This is a genomic window from uncultured Piscinibacter sp. (genome assembly GCF_937952055.1).
Taxonomy (GTDB): domain Bacteria; phylum Pseudomonadota; class Gammaproteobacteria; order Burkholderiales; family Burkholderiaceae_C; genus Piscinibacter.
This window is the reverse complement of record NZ_CALFYO010000022.1, coordinates 22,170-37,356: the sequence shown is the minus strand read 5'-3', so window position 1 is coordinate 37,356 and position 15,187 is coordinate 22,170. Positions and strand designations below refer to the sequence as shown.

Below are 15,187 nucleotides of genomic sequence, written 5' to 3'. Positions count from 1 at the left end.
CGACGGTCTCGGGGTGGAAGGCCGGCCTTGGGGCAGGGGCGCCCCGGTGGAAACCCGCGATTTTACGTGGCCGATGAGATAATCCGCGCCCATGACGATCACGATCAAGACCGCAGCCGACATTGAGGGCATGCGGCTCGCCGGCCGGCTGGCTTCCGAAGTTCTGGACATGCTCACGCCGCACGTCAAGCCCGGCGTCACCACCGAGCAGCTCGACAAGCTCGCCCACGACCACATCGTGAACGTGCAGGGAGCGGTTCCGGCGCCGCTGAACTACGCGCCGCCGGGCTACTCGCCCTACCCGAAGTCGGTGTGCACCTCGATCAACCACCAGGTCTGCCACGGCATCCCCAACGACCGAGCGCTGAAGAACGGCGACATCGTCAACATCGACGTCACCGTCATCAAGGACGGCTGGCACGGCGACACCAGCCGCATGTTCGTCGTCGGCGAGGGCTCCATCGCCGCCAGGCGGCTGTGCCAGATGACCTACGAGGCAATGTGGAAGGGCATCGTCAAGGTCAAGCCTGGCGCGCGCCTGGGCGACATCGGCCACACCATCCAGACCTTCGCCGAGAGCAATGGCTTCTCGGTGGTGCGCGAGTTCTGCGGCCACGGCATCGGCCGCAAGTTCCACGAGGAGCCGCAGGTCCTGCATTACGGGCGCCCCGGCACGCTGGAGGAGCTCGTGCCGGGCATGACCTTCACCATCGAGCCGATGATCAACGCCGGCAAGCGCGACATCCGCGAAATGGGCGACGGCTGGACCATCGTCACCAAGGACCGCTCGCTGTCCGCCCAGTGGGAGCACACCGTGCTGGTCACCGACACCGGCTACGAGGTGCTGACGCTGTCGGCCGGCAGCCCGCCGCCGCCGGTCTTCGTCGGCGCCTGAGTGGCGTCCCGGGGCACAAAGACCGTGGCTGCCGCCATTCCCGACCGCGTCGACGCGAGTGCCGCAGCGACCAGCGTGACCGAGCTGCGCCATCGCTTCCGTCAGGGCAAGGCCGAGCTGCTGCAGCACTTCCAGACCTCGCGTGCCAGCACGCCGGCAGCCTCGCGGCTGCTGAAGGCGCTGGCCAAGCATGTCGATGCCACGCTTCAGGCGCTGTGGGCGCGCTCGGGCATGCCTGCCGGCGCCGCGCTGCTGGCGGTCGGCGGCTACGGACGCGGCGAGCTGTTCCCGCATTCCGACGTCGACGTGCTGGTGCTGCTGCCGCCGGCAGCGGTGCGCCAGCCCGATGCCGACGCGGGCGCCACGCAGGCGGCGATCGAAGGCTTCATCACCGCCTGCTGGGACATCGGCCTGGAGATCGGCTCGAGCGTGCGCACGGTCGACGAGTGCCTTACCGAGGCGGAGCGCGACGTCACCGTGCAGACCGCGCTGCTGGAGAGCCGCTACCTGTGCGGCTCCCGCCGCGTCTTCACCACCTTCCGCCACGCCAACACGCGGGCCATGGACCCCCGCGCCTTCCTGAGAGCGAAGACGCTGGAGATGATCCAGCGACACCAGAAATACGAGGACACGCCCTACGCGCTGGAACCGAACTGCAAGGAAAGCCCGGGCGGCCTGCGCGACCTGCAGGTGGTGATCTGGGTGGCGCGTGCCGCCGGCCTGGGCAAGAACTGGAACGAGCTGGCTGCCAAGGGCCTGATCACGCCCTTCGAGGTCAAGCAGTTGCAGCGCAACGAGGGCCTGCTCAAGCTCATCCGCGCGCGCCTGCACATCATCGCCAACCGCCGCGAGGACCGCCTCGTGTTCGATCTGCAGACCGCCGTGGCCGAGAGCTTCGGCTACCGGTCCGTGCCGGGCCAGCGCGCCTCGGAAGTGCTGATGCGCCGCTACTATTGGGCGGCCAAGGCGGTGGCCCAGCTGAACCAGATCCTCATGCTCAACATCGAGGAGCGCGTCGCCGGCTCGCAGGATGCCCCGATGCGCCCGATCGACGAGTTCTTCCTCGAGCGCGGCGGCATGCTCGAGGTGGCGAGCGACGATCTCTACCAGCGCCATCCCCACGCGATCCTGCGCACTTTCCTGGCCTACCAGCAGACGGTGGGTGTCAAGGGCCTGTCCGCGCGCACGCTGCGGGCGCTGTACAACGCGCGCGAACAGATGGGCGCCGAATTTCGCCGCGATCCTGTGAACCGCGCCACCTTCGTGCAGATCCTGCAGGAGAAGGAAGGCCAGACGCACGCCTTCCGGCTGATGAACCAGACGTCAGTGCTGGGGCGCTACCTGTGGGTGTTCCGGCGCATCGTCGGGCAGATGCAGCATGACCTGTTCCACGTCTACACGGTGGACCAGCACATCCTGATGGTGCTGCGCAACGTGCGCCGCTTCTTCATTCCCGAGCACGCCCACGAGTATCCGTTCTGCACCCAGCTCGCGCTGACCTGGGACAAGCCCTGGATCCTCTACGTCGCCGCCCTGTTCCACGACGTCGCCAAGGGCCGTGGGGGCGACCACTCCGAGCTCGGCGCCGCCGAGGTGCGGCGTTTCTGTCGCGATCACGCCATCGGGCGCGAAGATGCCGCCCTGATCGAGTTCCTCGTGCGCGAGCACCTGCGCATGTCGCGCATCGCGCAGAAGGAGGACCTCTCCGACCCCGAGGTGATACAGGACTTCGCGAAGCGCGTCGGCAATCCGCGCTACCTGACCGGCCTGTACCTGCTGACCGTGGCCGACATCCGCGGCACCAGCCCGAAGGTGTGGAATGCCTGGAAGGGCAAGCTGCTGGAGGATCTCTACCGCTGGACGCTGCGCGCCCTGGGCGGCGCCAAGCCCAACCTCGACGCGGAGATCGAGGCGCGCAAGGAAGAGGCGCGTCACCTGCTCAACCTGCACTCGATGCTGCCCGACACCGAGGGGCCGCTGTGGAAGACGCTGGAGGTCAGCTACTTCGCGCGCCACGACGCCGGCGACATCGCTTGGCATGCACGCTCGCTGTTCCGCCACGTCCAGACGAAGGATCCGGTCGTCAAGGCGCGTCCGTCGTCGCTGGGCGAAGGCCTGCAGGTGCTGGTCTACGCACCCGACCGGCCCGACTTGTTCGCGCGCATCTGCGGCTACTTCGACGGCGCCGGCTTCAACATCCTCGACGCCAAGGTGCACACCACGCGCGCCGGGTTCGCGCTCGACACCTTCCAGGTGACCAGCCCGCAGCTCGAGGGCCACGAACCGACGCATTACCGCGACCTGATCTCGCTGGTCGAGACGCAGCTCGGGCAGGCCCTGGCCGACACCGGCCCGCTGCCCGAACCCAGCCGCGGGCGGCTCTCGCGACGCGTCAAGTCCTTCCCGATCACGCCGCGCGTGACGCTGCGCCCCGACGAACGTGCCCAGCGCTGGCTGCTCGGCGTGTCCACCAGCGACCGCTCCGGCCTGCTCTACGCCATCGCCCGCGTGCTGGCACGCCACCACGTCAACCTGCAGCTCGCCAAGATCACCACGCTGGGCGAACGGGTGGAGGACACCTTCCTGGTCGACGGGTCGGCACTGCAGCAGAACAAGAAGCAGATCGAGATCGAGAGCGAGCTGCTCGACGCGATCAGCCCCTGATGCCGCTCGTCACCATCTCCGCCGCCGATGCGCTGGCGCGGCTCGCCGAGTTCGATGCGGTGATCGATGCGCGATCGCCGAGCGAGTACGCCGAGGACCGACTGCCCGGCGCGATCAACTGGCCGAGCCTGGACGACGCCGAGCGCGCGCTGGTCGGCACCGAGTACAAGCAGGTCTCGCCCTTCGCGGCACGCAAGCGCGGGGCGGCACTGGTGGCACGCAACATCGCCGCGCACATCGAGCGCGAGGCGATGGACAAGCCGAAGGACTGGACACCGCTGGTCTACTGCTGGCGCGGTGGCCAGCGCAGCGGCTCGCTGGCCACCGTGCTGTCGGCGATCGGCTTTCGCGTCCACCTGCTCGACGGCGGCTACCGCGAGTACCGGCGCGCGGTGATCGCGGCGCTGGAAGATCTGCCGCAGCGCTTCGACTTCCGCGTCGTCTGCGGCACCACCGGATCGGGCAAGAGCCGGCTGCTGCAGCGGCTGGCGGACATCGGCGTGCAGGTGCTCGATCTGGAGGCGCTCGCCAACCACCGCGGCTCGGTGCTGGGCCTGGTGCCGGGCAGCCCCCAGCCCGGGCAGAAGCAGTTCGAGTCGCGCGTCTGGGACGCGCTGCGCCGGCTCGACCCGGCCAAGACGGTGATCGTCGAGAGCGAGAGCAGGAAGATCGGCGACCTGCGCGTGCCCGAGAGACTGATCGAGCGCATGCGCGCCGCCCCCTGCTTTCGACTGGATCTGCCGCTCGACGCCCGGGTGCAGCTGTTGATGGAGGACTACGACTTCTTCGTGCGCGACAGCGAGACCTTCTGCCGGCGCCTGGACGCGCTTCGCGTGCTGCGCGGCCACGAGGTGGTCAACGGCTGGCAGGAAGCGGCCCGAGCCGGCCGCACCCGCGAGGTGGTGCGTCACCTGCTGGTCAGCCACTACGACCCTGTCTACCTGCAGTCGATGAAACGCAACTTCGCCGGCTTCTCGCAGCCGGTGCAGGTGCTCCAGTGGGACGGCAGCGCCGCGTCGCTGGACGGCGCCGCGCAGCGCATCGCGCTGCTCTAGAATCCGCGCACCGGTCGGCAGTTCACCCAGGCGTTGCCGCGCACGACGTGCGAGCTAAACCTGCCATCTCCTCCCTGCTTGGTCGCCTCCGCGTGCGCCGGGCCGGAAGTCGGCAACCCCCGGCGGCTTGGCAACGAGCTTGGCGCATGAAGGACGGAGACCCTCATGACCCGTACCGACGTTCCGCTGCATGCGGCCGACATCTCCAGCTTCGCCAAAGCGCTCGGCCGAGATCTGAAAGCCGCGCACGAGCGGCTGCAACGGCCGCCCGGCCATGTCGAGCTGCTCAACATGCTGGCCCGCGCCGCCGGCCACCGAAACTTCCAGAGTCTGAAGGCGCAACCCGCGGCGCCGCTGCCAGAGTCCCCTGAGCCGGCTGCGACGCTGACCGACACCGCCGCCAAGGCGTTGCGCCAGTTCGACGCGCACGGCCGGCTGGTGCGTTGGCCGATCAGGTTCAGCGTGCAGCGCCTGATGCTGTGGGGCCTGTGGATGCGCTTCGACGGCAAGCGCCGCTACAGCGAGCGCGAGGTCAACGAGTTGCTCAAGGCCTGGCACCTGTTCGGCGACCACTGCACGCTGCGCCGCGAGCTGGTCGCGATGAAGCTGCTGGCGCGCACCGATGGCGGCGCCGAGTACCGCAAGCTGCCGCGGCGGCCCGACGCCGAGGCCGTGGCGCTGATGCGCGCGTTGCGCGGGCGTGGCGCCGGCTGAGCCGGACTACCTGGCCAGGAAGTGCTCGCGGTAGTAGGCCAGTTCGTCGATCGACTCGTGGATGTCGGCCAGCGCAGTGTGAGCCTGGGCCTTCTTGAAGCCGGCCATGATCTCCGGCTTCCAGCGCTTCGCCAGCTCCTTGAGGGTGCTGACGTCGAGGTTGCGGTAGTGGAAGAAGGCTTCCAGCGCGGGCATGTGGATGGCGAGGAAGCGTCGGTCCTGGCAGATGCTGTTGCCGCACATCGGTGACTTGCCCGCCGGGACGAACCGCTTGAGGAACTCGATCACCTGCGCGGTGGCCGCGCTCTCGTCGACGGTCGAGGCCTTCACGCGGTCGATCAGGCCGCTGCGGCCGTGGGTGCCCTTGTTCCAGGCGTCCATGGCGTCGAGCGTGGCGTCGCTCTGGTGGATGGCGAACACCGGGCCCTCGGTGCGGCAGTTCAGGTTCGCGTCGGTCACCACCACCGCCACCTCGATGACGCGGTCGCGCTCCGGCACCAGGCCGGTCATTTCCAGGTCGATCCACACCAGGTTCTGCTCGTTCGGGGTCAGGATGTCGCTCATGAAAAACTGGAGAAGAGAGGTTGCGGAGCCGGGGGGCATTCTCGCAGTTCTACACTTGCGGCCATGCAATCCCTGCTCCTCACTTCGTGCTTCGTGGCCGCGCTGCTCGTCTCGCTGGCGCTGAAGTACTGGCTGGCCACGCGCCAGATGCGCCACGTGTCGGCCCATCGCGACCGCGTGCCGACCGCGTTCGCGGCCACCATTGCCTTGGCCGCGCACCAGAAGGCGGCCGACTACACACTCGCCAAGGGGCGTTTCGGGCTGCTGTCCACCGCCTTCGGCGCCGCGGTGCTGCTCGGCTGGACGCTGCTGGGCGGGCTGGACGCGCTCAACGGTACCGTGCGCGATGCGCTGCAGCCGCGGCTTGGCGACATGGGCTATCAACTCGCACTGCTGGCCGCCTTCGCGCTCGCCGCGGGCGTACTCGACGCGCCGTTCGAGATCTACAGCACCTTTCGCATCGAGCAGCGCTTCGGCTTCAACCGCATGACCTGGAAGCTCTATCTGGCCGATGCACTCAAGGGCCTCGTCGTCGGCGCCGTCGTCGGGCTGCCGATCGCCGCGCTGATCCTGTGGATCATGGGCGCTGCCGGGGCACTGTGGTGGCTGTGGGCCTGGGCCGCGTGGATGGGCTTCAACCTGCTCATCCTGGTGCTCTACCCGACGGTGATCGCGCCGCTGTTCAACAAGTTCGAGCCACTCGCCGACGAGTCGCTCAAGGCACGCGTGCAGGCGCTGATGGCGCGGTGCGGCTTCACGGCCAAGGGCCTGTTCGTGATGGACGGCAGCCGGCGCTCGGCCCATGCCAATGCCTACTTCACCGGCTTCGGCGCCGCCAAGCGCGTGGTGTTCTTCGACACGCTGCTGTCCAAGCTGACGCCCAGCGAGGTGGAGGCGGTGCTCGCCCACGAGCTCGGCCACTTCAGGCACCGGCACGTGCTCAAGCGCATCGTCGCGATGTTCGGCATCAGCCTGGCGGGCTTCGCACTGCTGGGCTGGATGTCGGGCCAAGCCTGGTTCTACGCGGGCCTGGGCGTGGAGCCGAACATCGGCGCGCCGAACGACGCGCTTGCCCTGCTGCTGTTCCTGCTCGTCGCACCGGTGTTCGGCTTCTTCATCTCGCCGCTGCTCGCTCAGCTGTCGCGGCGCCACGAGTTCCAGGCCGACGCCTACGCCTGCCGGCAGGCCAGCGGCGCCGACCTCGCTGCCGCGCTGCTGAAGCTGCACGAGGACAACGCCGCCACGCTGACGCCCGACCCGGTCTACGTGAAGTTCTACTACTCGCATCCGCCGGCCTCGGAACGTCTCGCGGCGATGGCGCGTCCGGCAGCATGAGGCAACCATGACGAATCTGCTCCACCAACGTTGCAAGGGCCTCGAGGGCGGTGCGCCGATGAGCGCGGAGGCGATCCGTGACCACCTCGCCCAGGTCAGCGGCTGGCAGCTGTCGAACGGCGCCATCGAGAAGACATTCAGCTTCAGGAACTACCACGAGACGATCGCCTTCGTGAACGCGCTGGCCTGGATCGCCAACGCCGAGGATCACCACCCCGAGCTGCGTGTGTTCTACGACCGTTGCGTGGTGCGCTTCGACACCCACTCGGTGGGCGGCATCTCGGTCAACGACTTCATCTGCGCGGCCAAGGCGGACGCGCTGGTGGCCTTCGTCGCTTGACGCAGCACACCGAACTCGACCTCGGGCTCGTGGTGGCCGGCCACGGCCGCCACTACACTGTCGAGACGCCGGAAGGCCGGCGCATGCACTGCACGCCGCGCGGCAAGAGGAGCGACTGTGTGGTCGGCGACCGCGTGCGCTGGATGCCCACCTCCGAAGGCGAGGGCGTGATCGAGGCGGTGGAGCCACGTCGAAACCTGATGCACCGGCAGGACGAGTGGAAGACCAAGTCCTTCGCCGCCAACCTGGACCAACTGCTCGTGCTGGTGGCCGCCGAGCCGGTGTTCAGCGAGTCGCAGCTCGCCCGCGCGCTGATCGCCGCCGAGGCCGCCGGCATCCCCGCCTCCATCGTGCTGAACAAGGCAGATCTGCCGGCGATCGCCGCGGCCCGCGAGCGGCTCGCACCCTACGCCGCGATGGGCATAGCGGTCCACGAGGTGGCGCTGAAGGCGCGACCCGAGGCCAGCCGCGCGGCGCTGGCGCCGCTGCTGCAGGCCAGGGCGACGCTGGTACTGGGGCCCAGCGGCACCGGCAAGAGCACGCTGATCAACCTGCTCGTGCCAGACGCCGGCGCGCAGGTCGGCGAGATCTCGCGCTCGCTGAACTCCGGCCGGCACACGACGACGACCACGCAGTGGTACTGGCTGGATGCGCAGCGCACCACGGCGCTGATCGATTCACCGGGATTCCAGGAGTTCGGCCTGCGCCAGGTGGACGCGCAGCAGCTTGCCGCGCTGATGCCGGACTTCCGCGCGCCCTCCACCCAATGCCGCTTCTACAACTGCACCCACGTTCAGGAACCCGGCTGCGGCGTGCTCGCCGCAGTGCAGTGCGGGCAGATCACCGCATCGCGCCACCGCATCTACTGCGAGATCCTCGCCGAGCTGAATCGCTCGCGCTACTGAACCGGCGTCAGCCGATGAGGTTGGCCAGCGACAGCAAGGCCAGCAGCAGCATCCACAGCACCACCGAGCGCCACACCAGGCCGACGATGCTGCGCAGATGGCCGGTCACCGGCGGCAGGCCCGGCGTGGACCCCTCAGCCCCCGCGGCCTCGGGCAAGGCCCCGGCCTCGAAGGTCTTGGAGCGATCCGGAGTGACCCCCGGGGCGGCGCTGCCGCCGAGTTGCACGCCCACCGCGCCGGCCGCAGCGGCCAGGATGATGCCCTCGTTCTCGTGCTGCCACAGTCCGGCGTCACGGCGCCAGCACGTGATGGCCTCCTCGAAGTTGCCGACCACCGCGAAGCCGAAGGCAGTCAGCCGTGCCGGCACGTGGTCGATCAGGCCGAACAGCCACTGTGAGCGCCGCATCAGCCGCTCGTTGATCGGCGCGCCCACCGTGCGGCTCTTGAAGGCCCAGTAGCGGCTGGCCAGCTCTGCCATGCGATAGAGCACCGCGCCGGCCGGGCCGAGGCCGAGCGCGGACAGCAGCACGAACCAGAAGAACACGCCGAACACATGCCGGTGCGCCGCGAGCAGCGAGTGCTCGATGACATGACGCAGCAGTTCGGTGCGCGGCAGTTCGCTCGCATCGAGGTGGCGCCACTGCGCGAGCAGGCGCCGCGCGTCGTCTTCATCGCCGCGCTCCAACGCGTCGCGGATGTCGGTGAAGTAATGGCTGAACTGCCGGAACCCCAGCGTCAGGTACAGCACCAGGACGTTCCAGCCCAACGCCAGCAGCAGGCTGAGATGACCGATGGCGAGGTAGATGCCCATCGTGGCCAGTGCCGGCACCAGCACGGTGACGCACCACACCACCCACGCATGGTGGTCGCGGCCCGCATCGAAGTTGCGGCCCGCCCAGCGCATCCAGCCCGTCAGCGTGTCATGGACGACGTTGTCGCGCGGCAGCGGCTTGAGCTGTTCGATCAGCAGGGCGAACAGGACGGCAAAGAAACTCATGCCGGTCGATGATACCGGCCGGGCCGGCGCTTCAGCGCGCGAGGAACGCGTAGAGGTTGCGCAGCATGGCCGCGGTGGCGCCCCAGATGAAGTAGCGGCGCACCTGGCCGTCGGCGCCCGGGCCGTCCCAGGGCATGGACAGGAATCTCCGCTTCACACCGCCGAACTCGATCTCGTGGCGCTGATGGTGTGCCGGGTCCATCAGGAAGGGCAGCGGCACCTCGAAGGCCTCGGCGACCTCGAAGCGGTCGAGCGCGAGCAGGAAGCCGGGGCGTACCAGTGCGACCACCGGCGTGACGATGAAGCCGGTCACCGTGGTGTACACCGGCAGCGAACCGATCACGTCGACATGCGCGCGCGCCAGGCCGACCTCCTCTTCCGCCTCACGCAGGGCGGTATGGACCGCGTCGTCGTCGCTGTCCTCGGATCGGCCGCCGGGAAAGCTGATCTGCCCGGCGTGATCGCGCAGGTGGTCGGTGCGACGCGTCAGCAGCACGGTGAGTCCGCGCTCGTGTGCCACCAGCGGCACCAGCACCGAGGCATGGGCCGGCTCACGATCCGCGAAGAGCCGGCCGTCTCCGGTGATCTCCGGCTCCCACGCCAGGCCCGCGGCGAAGCGCTCGCGCAGCGCCGGCGCCTGCAGACGCTCGTGCGGCACGGCGCTCAGGTGCGCATCGGTGCCGATCACGGGCACCGAGAGCGGGTCGAGGACGGGTGCGCGGGTCATGGGTTCTTCAATGACAAAGCCGCCCATCGGGGCGGCTTCGTGTCCACGGCGGTCCGATCCAAGGTCAGGCCAGCTTTTCCTTGATGCGGGCCGACTTGCCGGAGCGCTCGCGCAGGTAGTACAGCTTGGCGCGACGCACGTCGCCGCGGCGCTTGACCTCGATCGACGCGATCAGCGGGCTGTAGAGCTGGAACGTGCGCTCGACACCTTCGCCGCTGGAGATCTTGCGCACGATGAAGCTGCTGTTCAGGCCGCGGTTGCGCTTGGCGATCACCACGCCTTCGTACGCCTGGACGCGCTTGCGCGTGCCTTCGACGACGTTGACGCTGACGATCACGGTGTCGCCAGGAGCGAATTCGGGGATGGTCTTGTTGAGGCGGGCAATCTCTTCCCGCTCGAGGGTCTGGATCAGGTCCACAGGTTTCTCCAAGGATCGTGCCCGGGGGTGTTGGAAGGTGGCGGCAGCCTGGAATTCCCTGGCGCCTTGCCCGGCAGAGGATCGAAAAGCCTGCGATTATAGCCCGAGGCCGGCAAGGTACTGCTCGTCCGCCGCGCTCAGCCGGCCGCACGCTCTGGCCGCGGCGATCAGGTCCGGGCGCCGCCGCGCGGTCAGTTCCAGCGATCGCTCGCGCCGCCAGCGTGCGATGTCGGCATGGTGACCCGACAGCAGCACCGGCGGCACGGGCCGGGCGGCGTTCCCTTGCCCCAGCACCTCCGGCCGGCTGTAGTGCGGGCAGTCGAGCAGGCCATCGGAAAAGCTGTCCTGCTCGTGCGAGCGGGCGTCACCGAGCACGCCCTCCTGCAACCGCGCCACGGCGTCGAGCAGCGCCAGCGCCGGCAGCTCGCCGCCGGAGAGCACGAAGTCGCCCAGGCTCAGTTCGACGTCGACGTGGGCATCGAGCACGCGCTGGTCGATGCCTTCGTAGCGGCCACACAGCAGGACGGCCCCGGCGCCGGCAGCGAACTCCCGCACCACCGCCTGATCGATGCGCCGCCCTGTCGGCGTGAAGTGCACCACGGGCGCAGCCGCGCCGCGTTCGGCCCTCGCCGCCGCCAGCGCACGCTCCAGCGGCTCGGCCAGCATCACCATGCCGGGGCCTCCGCCGTAGGGCCGGTCGTCAACGCGACGATAGTTGTCCTCGGCGAAGTCGCGCAGCGGCCAGAGTCTGACGTCGATCTGGCCGCTTTCGAAGGCGCGGCGTGTCACGCCCACCGTCAGGTGCGGCGTGAACAGTTCCGGGAACAGTGTGAGAACGTCGAAGCGCATGGCCGCGCCCGGCTCAGAAGTCCAGACCCCAATCGACGCGGATGCGCCGCTGCTCGAGGCTGACCTCGTCGATGTAGGGCCCGACGAAGGGAATCAGGCGCTCGTCGGACTCGCCCTTGCCCCCCTCGGGCATCACGCGCAGCACGCTGTGCGCGCCGGTATCGAGCAAGCCGACGACGGTGCCCAGAGGCTGATCCTGACGGTTCACGACGCTCAGGCCGACCAGGTCGACCCAGTAGAACTCATCGGCGCCGGCGGTCGGGAAGCTGGCGCGGCCGACGAAGATGCGTGCGCCGCGCAGCGCCTCGGCGGCGTCGCGGTCGGCGATGTCCAGCGAACGTGCAACCACGCCGTCGCCATGCTCGCGCGACTCGGCGATCTTCAACAGCAGGGGAAGTGGCGGCGACCCGGGACGCTGGGGTCGCGCCTCGCCGGGCGCCTTCAAGAACCAGCGGCGAGAGGAAAACAGCGCCTGAGGCTCGCTGGCGAAGGGCTGGACCTTGAACCAGCCTTTCACGCCCCAGGCGCCGGCAATGCGCCCGACCTCGATGGCGTCGTCGGGCCAAGCCGGCTCGGCTGCGGACGACGGGGGGGACGTCACGGCCGCTGCCGCGCGCGCTTCGGCTCGCCCGTTCAGGCGGCGGCCTTGGCCTGGGCGACCAGGCGGGCAACGGTCGGCGACAGCTGAGCGCCCCGACCGGTCCAGTGCTCGACGCGGTCGAAGGCCACGCGCAGCGGCTGCTCGGCACCGGACGCGACAGGGTTGTAGAAACCCACGCGCTCGATGAAGCGGCCATCGCGGCGGTTGCGCGAATCGGCGACGACGATGTTGAAGAACGGGCGCTTCTTGGCGCCACCACGTGCGAGTCGGATCACGACCATGACTTTGATTCCTTGAATCCGGGGTGATCCGCCTCGCCAGGAGACACGGCTGGTGCCGGCAGATCGGAGCTCGCCGCCGTAGATACGCCGATCACCCGAACGGCCAGCAACGAAACTCGGCATTATAGTCGGCTCCGCGAATCTGACCGCAACGCCCGATGCCCTCCTCCACCCTCGTGATCCGGCCCAGCAGCGCGGCCGACCTGCCCGCCATCACGGCCATCTACGCCTGGAACGTGGCGCACGGCACGGGCACCTTCGAACTCGACGCCCCGGACCTGGCCGAGATGGGAAGGCGCCGCGACGATGTGCTGTCCAAGGACCTGCCGTGGCTGGTGGCCGAGCGCGACGGCCGGGTGCTGGGTTTTGCCTACGCCAACCATTTCCGACCGCGTCGGGCCTACCGCTTCTGCCTGGAAGACTCGATCTACCTCGACGAAGGCGCGCGCGGCCAGGGCGTCGGCCGACTGCTGCTGGCCGAACTGATGGCGCGATGCGAGGCGGCCGGTGCCCGCCAGATGCTCGCGGTGATCGGTGATTCGGCCAACGCCGGCTCGATCGGCGTGCACCGCTCGCTCGGCTTCGAGCACACGGGACTGCTGCGCGCGGCGGGCTGGAAGTTCGGCCGCTGGCTCGACGTGGTGCTGATGCAGAAGGCGTTGGGCCTGGGCGACGGCACGGCTCCGGCGGATGCGGCATGAGCGCCGGCCGTCACTACAAGTCGAAGACGCTCGCCACCTGGATCGCGGTCGTCGGCGGCGCGCTCGGCCTGCACCGTTTCTACCTGCACGGCCTGCGCGACGCCAGGGGCTGGCTGCACGGACCGCCCACCCTGCTCGGCCTGTACGGCGTGCAGCGCATGAACGAATTCGGCCAGGACGACAAGCTGGCCTGGGCGCTGATCCCGTTGCTCGGCCTCATGCTCGCCGGCACGATGCTTGCGGCCATCGTCTACGGCCTCACGCCCGACGAGACGTGGGACGCGAGGCACAACCCGGGCTCCACCAGCCGCGAGACGCGCTGGGGGCCGGTGCTCGGCGTGATCGTCGCGCTGATGCTCGGCGCAGCGGCGCTGATGGCCACCGTGGCCTTCAGTGGCCAGCGCTACTTCGAGTGGCAGGTCGAGGAAGGGCGCAAGCTGAGCCAGTGAGGCCTTAGAACAGCGTCAGGCCGACCCAGTAGAAGACCCCGGCGACGAAGGCCGAGGCCGGGATCGTGAAGATCCAGGCCCAGACGATGTTGCCGGCAATGCCCCAGCGCACGGCCGCGGCGCGACGCACCGATCCGACACCGACGATGGCGCCGGTGATCGTGTGGGTGGTCGACACCGGGATGCCCAGAGCGGTGGCGAGGAACAGGGTCATCGCCCCGCCCGTCTCGGCGCAGAACCCACCCACCGGGCGCAGCTTGGTGATCTTCTGGCCCATGGTCTTGACGATGCGCCAGCCACCGAACATGGTGCCCAGGCCGATGGCGATGTAGCAGGTCCAGATCACCCAGCCCGGCGGCAACTTGTCGCTGGCCGCCGTGTAGCCGGTGGCGATGAGCAGCATCCAGATGATGCCGATCGTCTTCTGCGCGTCGTTGCCGCCGTGACCCAGGCTGTACAGCCCGGCGGAAACCAGCTGCAATCGGCGGAACCAGTTGTCCACCCGCAGCGGTGACACGCGCCTGAACAGGTGCGCGACGATCACCATCAGCAGCGAGCCGAGCACGAAGCCCAGCAGCGGCGAGACGAAGATGAAGGCCAGGGTCTTCAGCACGCCGCTGGCGACCAGCGAACTCGCGCCGGTCTTGGCGATCACCGCCCCGACGATGCCGCCGATCAGCGCATGCGACGAACTCGACGGGATGCCGTACCACCAGGTGACGATGTTCCAGAAGATCGCGCCGATCAGCGCACCGAACACCACGTGGTGGTCGACCACGCCTGGCACGACGATGCCCTTGCCCACCGTCGCGGCCACCTTGAGCTGGAAGATGAAGATCGCAGCAACGTTGAAGAATGCGGCGAACAACACCGCCTGCTGCGGCTTGAGCACGCCGGTGGACACGACGGTGGCAATCGAATTTGCCGCGTCGTGAAATCCGTTCATGAAGTCGAAGGCGACGGCCAGCACGACCAGCAGGGCGACGACCCAGAAGGCGACCTGGATGTTTTCCATGGGGCGAGTCCGATCGCTCGCCGATCAGGAGTTCTCGAGGACGATGCCCTCGATCAGGTTGGCCACGTCCTCGCAGCGGTCCGAGATGGACTCCAGTTGCTCGTAGATCGTCTTCAGCTTGATCAGCTCGCGCACGTCGGTCTCCTCGCGGAAGAGCTTCGACATCGCAGCGCGCATGACACGGTCGGCGTCGGACTCGAGTTTGTCGATCTCCTCGCAGGTCTTGATGGCAGCCTCAGCCGTGGCCTGGTGGTTGATCTTGGCGAGGAGCGTCACCGCATGCTGCACGCGCTCACAGCACTTGGCCGAGAGGTCGCCCAGGCGCAGCACCTCCTCGGTCATCGCGCGTACGTCGTACAGGGACATCGTCTCGGTGGCGTCCTGCAGCAAGTCCAGGATGTCGTCCATGGCGTTGATCAGGCCGTGGATCTGCTCGCGATCGATCGGCGTGATGAAGGTCTTGTGCAGCAGGCGGTTGACTTCGGCGGTGACGCGGTCTGCGCTGCGCTCGGCAGTGACCACCTGTTCGGCATACTTCTCCCGCAGTTCGAGGTCTGCGTAGTTCTGGATCATCAGCATGAAGGCGCGCGCGCCCTCGACGATGTGCGCACCGTGCTGGTTGAACAGCTCGAAGAAATTGCCCTCCCGCGGCAGCAGCTTGCCGAACAGCATCCCTC

The 15,187-nt window shown here is 68.6% G+C and carries 18 protein-coding genes; 9 read left to right on the top strand and 9 right to left on the bottom strand.

Translation table 11 applies throughout. The features are described 5' to 3' along the window. The first annotated feature begins 91 nt into the window (after positions 1-91). The 4 genes from map to Q0599_RS18995 all read left to right on the top strand — a co-directional run bounded on the left by map (position 92) and on the right by Q0599_RS18995 (position 5,328). Positions 92-895: a type I methionyl aminopeptidase gene (gene map / locus Q0599_RS19010; protein ID WP_298832933.1), complete on the top strand. Its 804-nt coding sequence runs from the start codon at positions 92-94 to the stop codon at positions 893-895. 24 nt (positions 896-919) lie between these two features. Then, positions 920-3,559, top strand: coding sequence for a [protein-PII] uridylyltransferase (locus Q0599_RS19005; protein ID WP_298832930.1), 2,640 nt, complete (start codon positions 920-922; stop codon positions 3,557-3,559). After that, positions 3,559-4,614 carry a tRNA 2-selenouridine(34) synthase MnmH gene (gene mnmH, locus Q0599_RS19000; RefSeq protein WP_298832927.1) on the top strand — a complete coding sequence of 352 codons (1,056 nt, stop codon included), beginning with the start codon at positions 3,559-3,561 and terminating at the stop codon, positions 4,612-4,614. Before Q0599_RS19005 ends, mnmH begins: the two co-directional genes overlap by 1 nt. Before the next feature lie 165 nt (positions 4,615-4,779). Continuing rightward, positions 4,780-5,328 (top strand): DUF2087 domain-containing protein, encoded by a 549-nt coding sequence (locus Q0599_RS18995; RefSeq protein ID WP_298832925.1) that lies wholly within the window; start codon positions 4,780-4,782, stop codon positions 5,326-5,328. A 6-nt stretch (positions 5,329-5,334) separates the two neighbouring features. Here the strand turns inward: Q0599_RS18995 and orn are convergent, their stop codons facing one another. Beyond that, positions 5,335-5,892 (bottom strand): oligoribonuclease, encoded by a 558-nt coding sequence (orn, locus tag Q0599_RS18990; protein WP_298832922.1) that lies wholly within the window; start codon positions 5,890-5,892, stop codon positions 5,335-5,337. A gap of 63 nt (positions 5,893-5,955) precedes the next feature. On the opposite strand from orn, the gene Q0599_RS18985 reads away from it, so the two are divergent. From Q0599_RS18985 to rsgA, 3 genes are read left to right on the top strand one after another with little or no spacing between them, the layout of a single operon-like run. Then, positions 5,956-7,227 (top strand): M48 family metallopeptidase, encoded by a 1,272-nt coding sequence (locus Q0599_RS18985; RefSeq protein WP_298832919.1) that lies wholly within the window; start codon positions 5,956-5,958, stop codon positions 7,225-7,227. Between the two features lie 58 nt (positions 7,228-7,285). Beyond that, positions 7,286-7,567 (top strand): 4a-hydroxytetrahydrobiopterin dehydratase, encoded by a 282-nt coding sequence (locus tag Q0599_RS18980; protein WP_298833303.1) that lies wholly within the window; start codon positions 7,286-7,288, stop codon positions 7,565-7,567. Then, positions 7,564-8,472 carry a ribosome small subunit-dependent GTPase A gene (rsgA, locus tag Q0599_RS18975; RefSeq protein WP_298832916.1) on the top strand — a complete coding sequence of 303 codons (909 nt, stop codon included), beginning with the start codon at positions 7,564-7,566 and terminating at the stop codon, positions 8,470-8,472. Before Q0599_RS18980 ends, rsgA begins: the two co-directional genes overlap by 4 nt. Before the next feature lie 7 nt (positions 8,473-8,479). Here rsgA and Q0599_RS18970 read toward each other — a convergent pair whose 3' ends face one another. The 6 genes from Q0599_RS18970 to rpsP all read right to left on the bottom strand — a co-directional run bounded on the left by Q0599_RS18970 (position 8,480) and on the right by rpsP (position 12,345). After that, the gene (locus Q0599_RS18970; RefSeq protein WP_298832913.1) at positions 8,480-9,469 is read right to left on the bottom strand and encodes a CobD/CbiB family protein; all 990 of its coding nucleotides are present in this window, start codon (positions 9,467-9,469) and stop codon (positions 8,480-8,482) included. A gap of 31 nt (positions 9,470-9,500) precedes the next feature. After that, positions 9,501-10,196, bottom strand: coding sequence for a CoA pyrophosphatase (locus tag Q0599_RS18965; RefSeq protein WP_298832910.1), 696 nt, complete (start codon positions 10,194-10,196; stop codon positions 9,501-9,503). A gap of 64 nt (positions 10,197-10,260) precedes the next feature. Further along, positions 10,261-10,614, bottom strand: coding sequence for a 50S ribosomal protein L19 (rplS, locus tag Q0599_RS18960; RefSeq protein ID WP_298832907.1), 354 nt, complete (start codon positions 10,612-10,614; stop codon positions 10,261-10,263). A gap of 96 nt (positions 10,615-10,710) precedes the next feature. Then, complete coding sequence (gene trmD, locus Q0599_RS18955) at positions 10,711-11,463, bottom strand: tRNA (guanosine(37)-N1)-methyltransferase TrmD (RefSeq protein ID WP_298832901.1); 753 nt, start codon at positions 11,461-11,463, stop codon at positions 10,711-10,713. Between the two features lie 13 nt (positions 11,464-11,476). Continuing rightward, positions 11,477-12,064, bottom strand: coding sequence for a ribosome maturation factor RimM (gene rimM, locus Q0599_RS18950; protein ID WP_298832899.1), 588 nt, complete (start codon positions 12,062-12,064; stop codon positions 11,477-11,479). 32 nt (positions 12,065-12,096) lie between these two features. Then, positions 12,097-12,345, bottom strand: coding sequence for a 30S ribosomal protein S16 (rpsP, locus tag Q0599_RS18945; RefSeq protein ID WP_298832896.1), 249 nt, complete (start codon positions 12,343-12,345; stop codon positions 12,097-12,099). A gap of 158 nt (positions 12,346-12,503) precedes the next feature. Here rpsP and Q0599_RS18940 point away from each other — a divergent pair, with 158 nt between their 5' ends. Further along, positions 12,504-13,046, top strand: coding sequence for a GNAT family N-acetyltransferase (locus Q0599_RS18940; protein WP_298832893.1), 543 nt, complete (start codon positions 12,504-12,506; stop codon positions 13,044-13,046). Continuing rightward, positions 13,043-13,495, top strand: a complete 453-nt coding sequence (locus Q0599_RS18935) for a hypothetical protein (protein WP_298832890.1) — start codon at positions 13,043-13,045, stop codon at positions 13,493-13,495. The genes Q0599_RS18940 and Q0599_RS18935 overlap by 4 nt, the downstream gene beginning before the upstream one ends. A 4-nt stretch (positions 13,496-13,499) precedes the next feature. Here Q0599_RS18935 and Q0599_RS18930 read toward each other — a convergent pair whose 3' ends face one another. Continuing rightward, a complete protein-coding gene (locus Q0599_RS18930; RefSeq protein ID WP_298832888.1) occupies positions 13,500-14,510 on the bottom strand; it encodes an inorganic phosphate transporter in 1,011 nt (336 codons plus the stop codon). A gap of 24 nt (positions 14,511-14,534) precedes the next feature. Beyond that, positions 14,535-15,182 (bottom strand): DUF47 domain-containing protein, encoded by a 648-nt coding sequence (locus Q0599_RS18925; protein WP_298832886.1) that lies wholly within the window; start codon positions 15,180-15,182, stop codon positions 14,535-14,537. Positions 15,183-15,187: the final 5 nt, after the last annotated feature.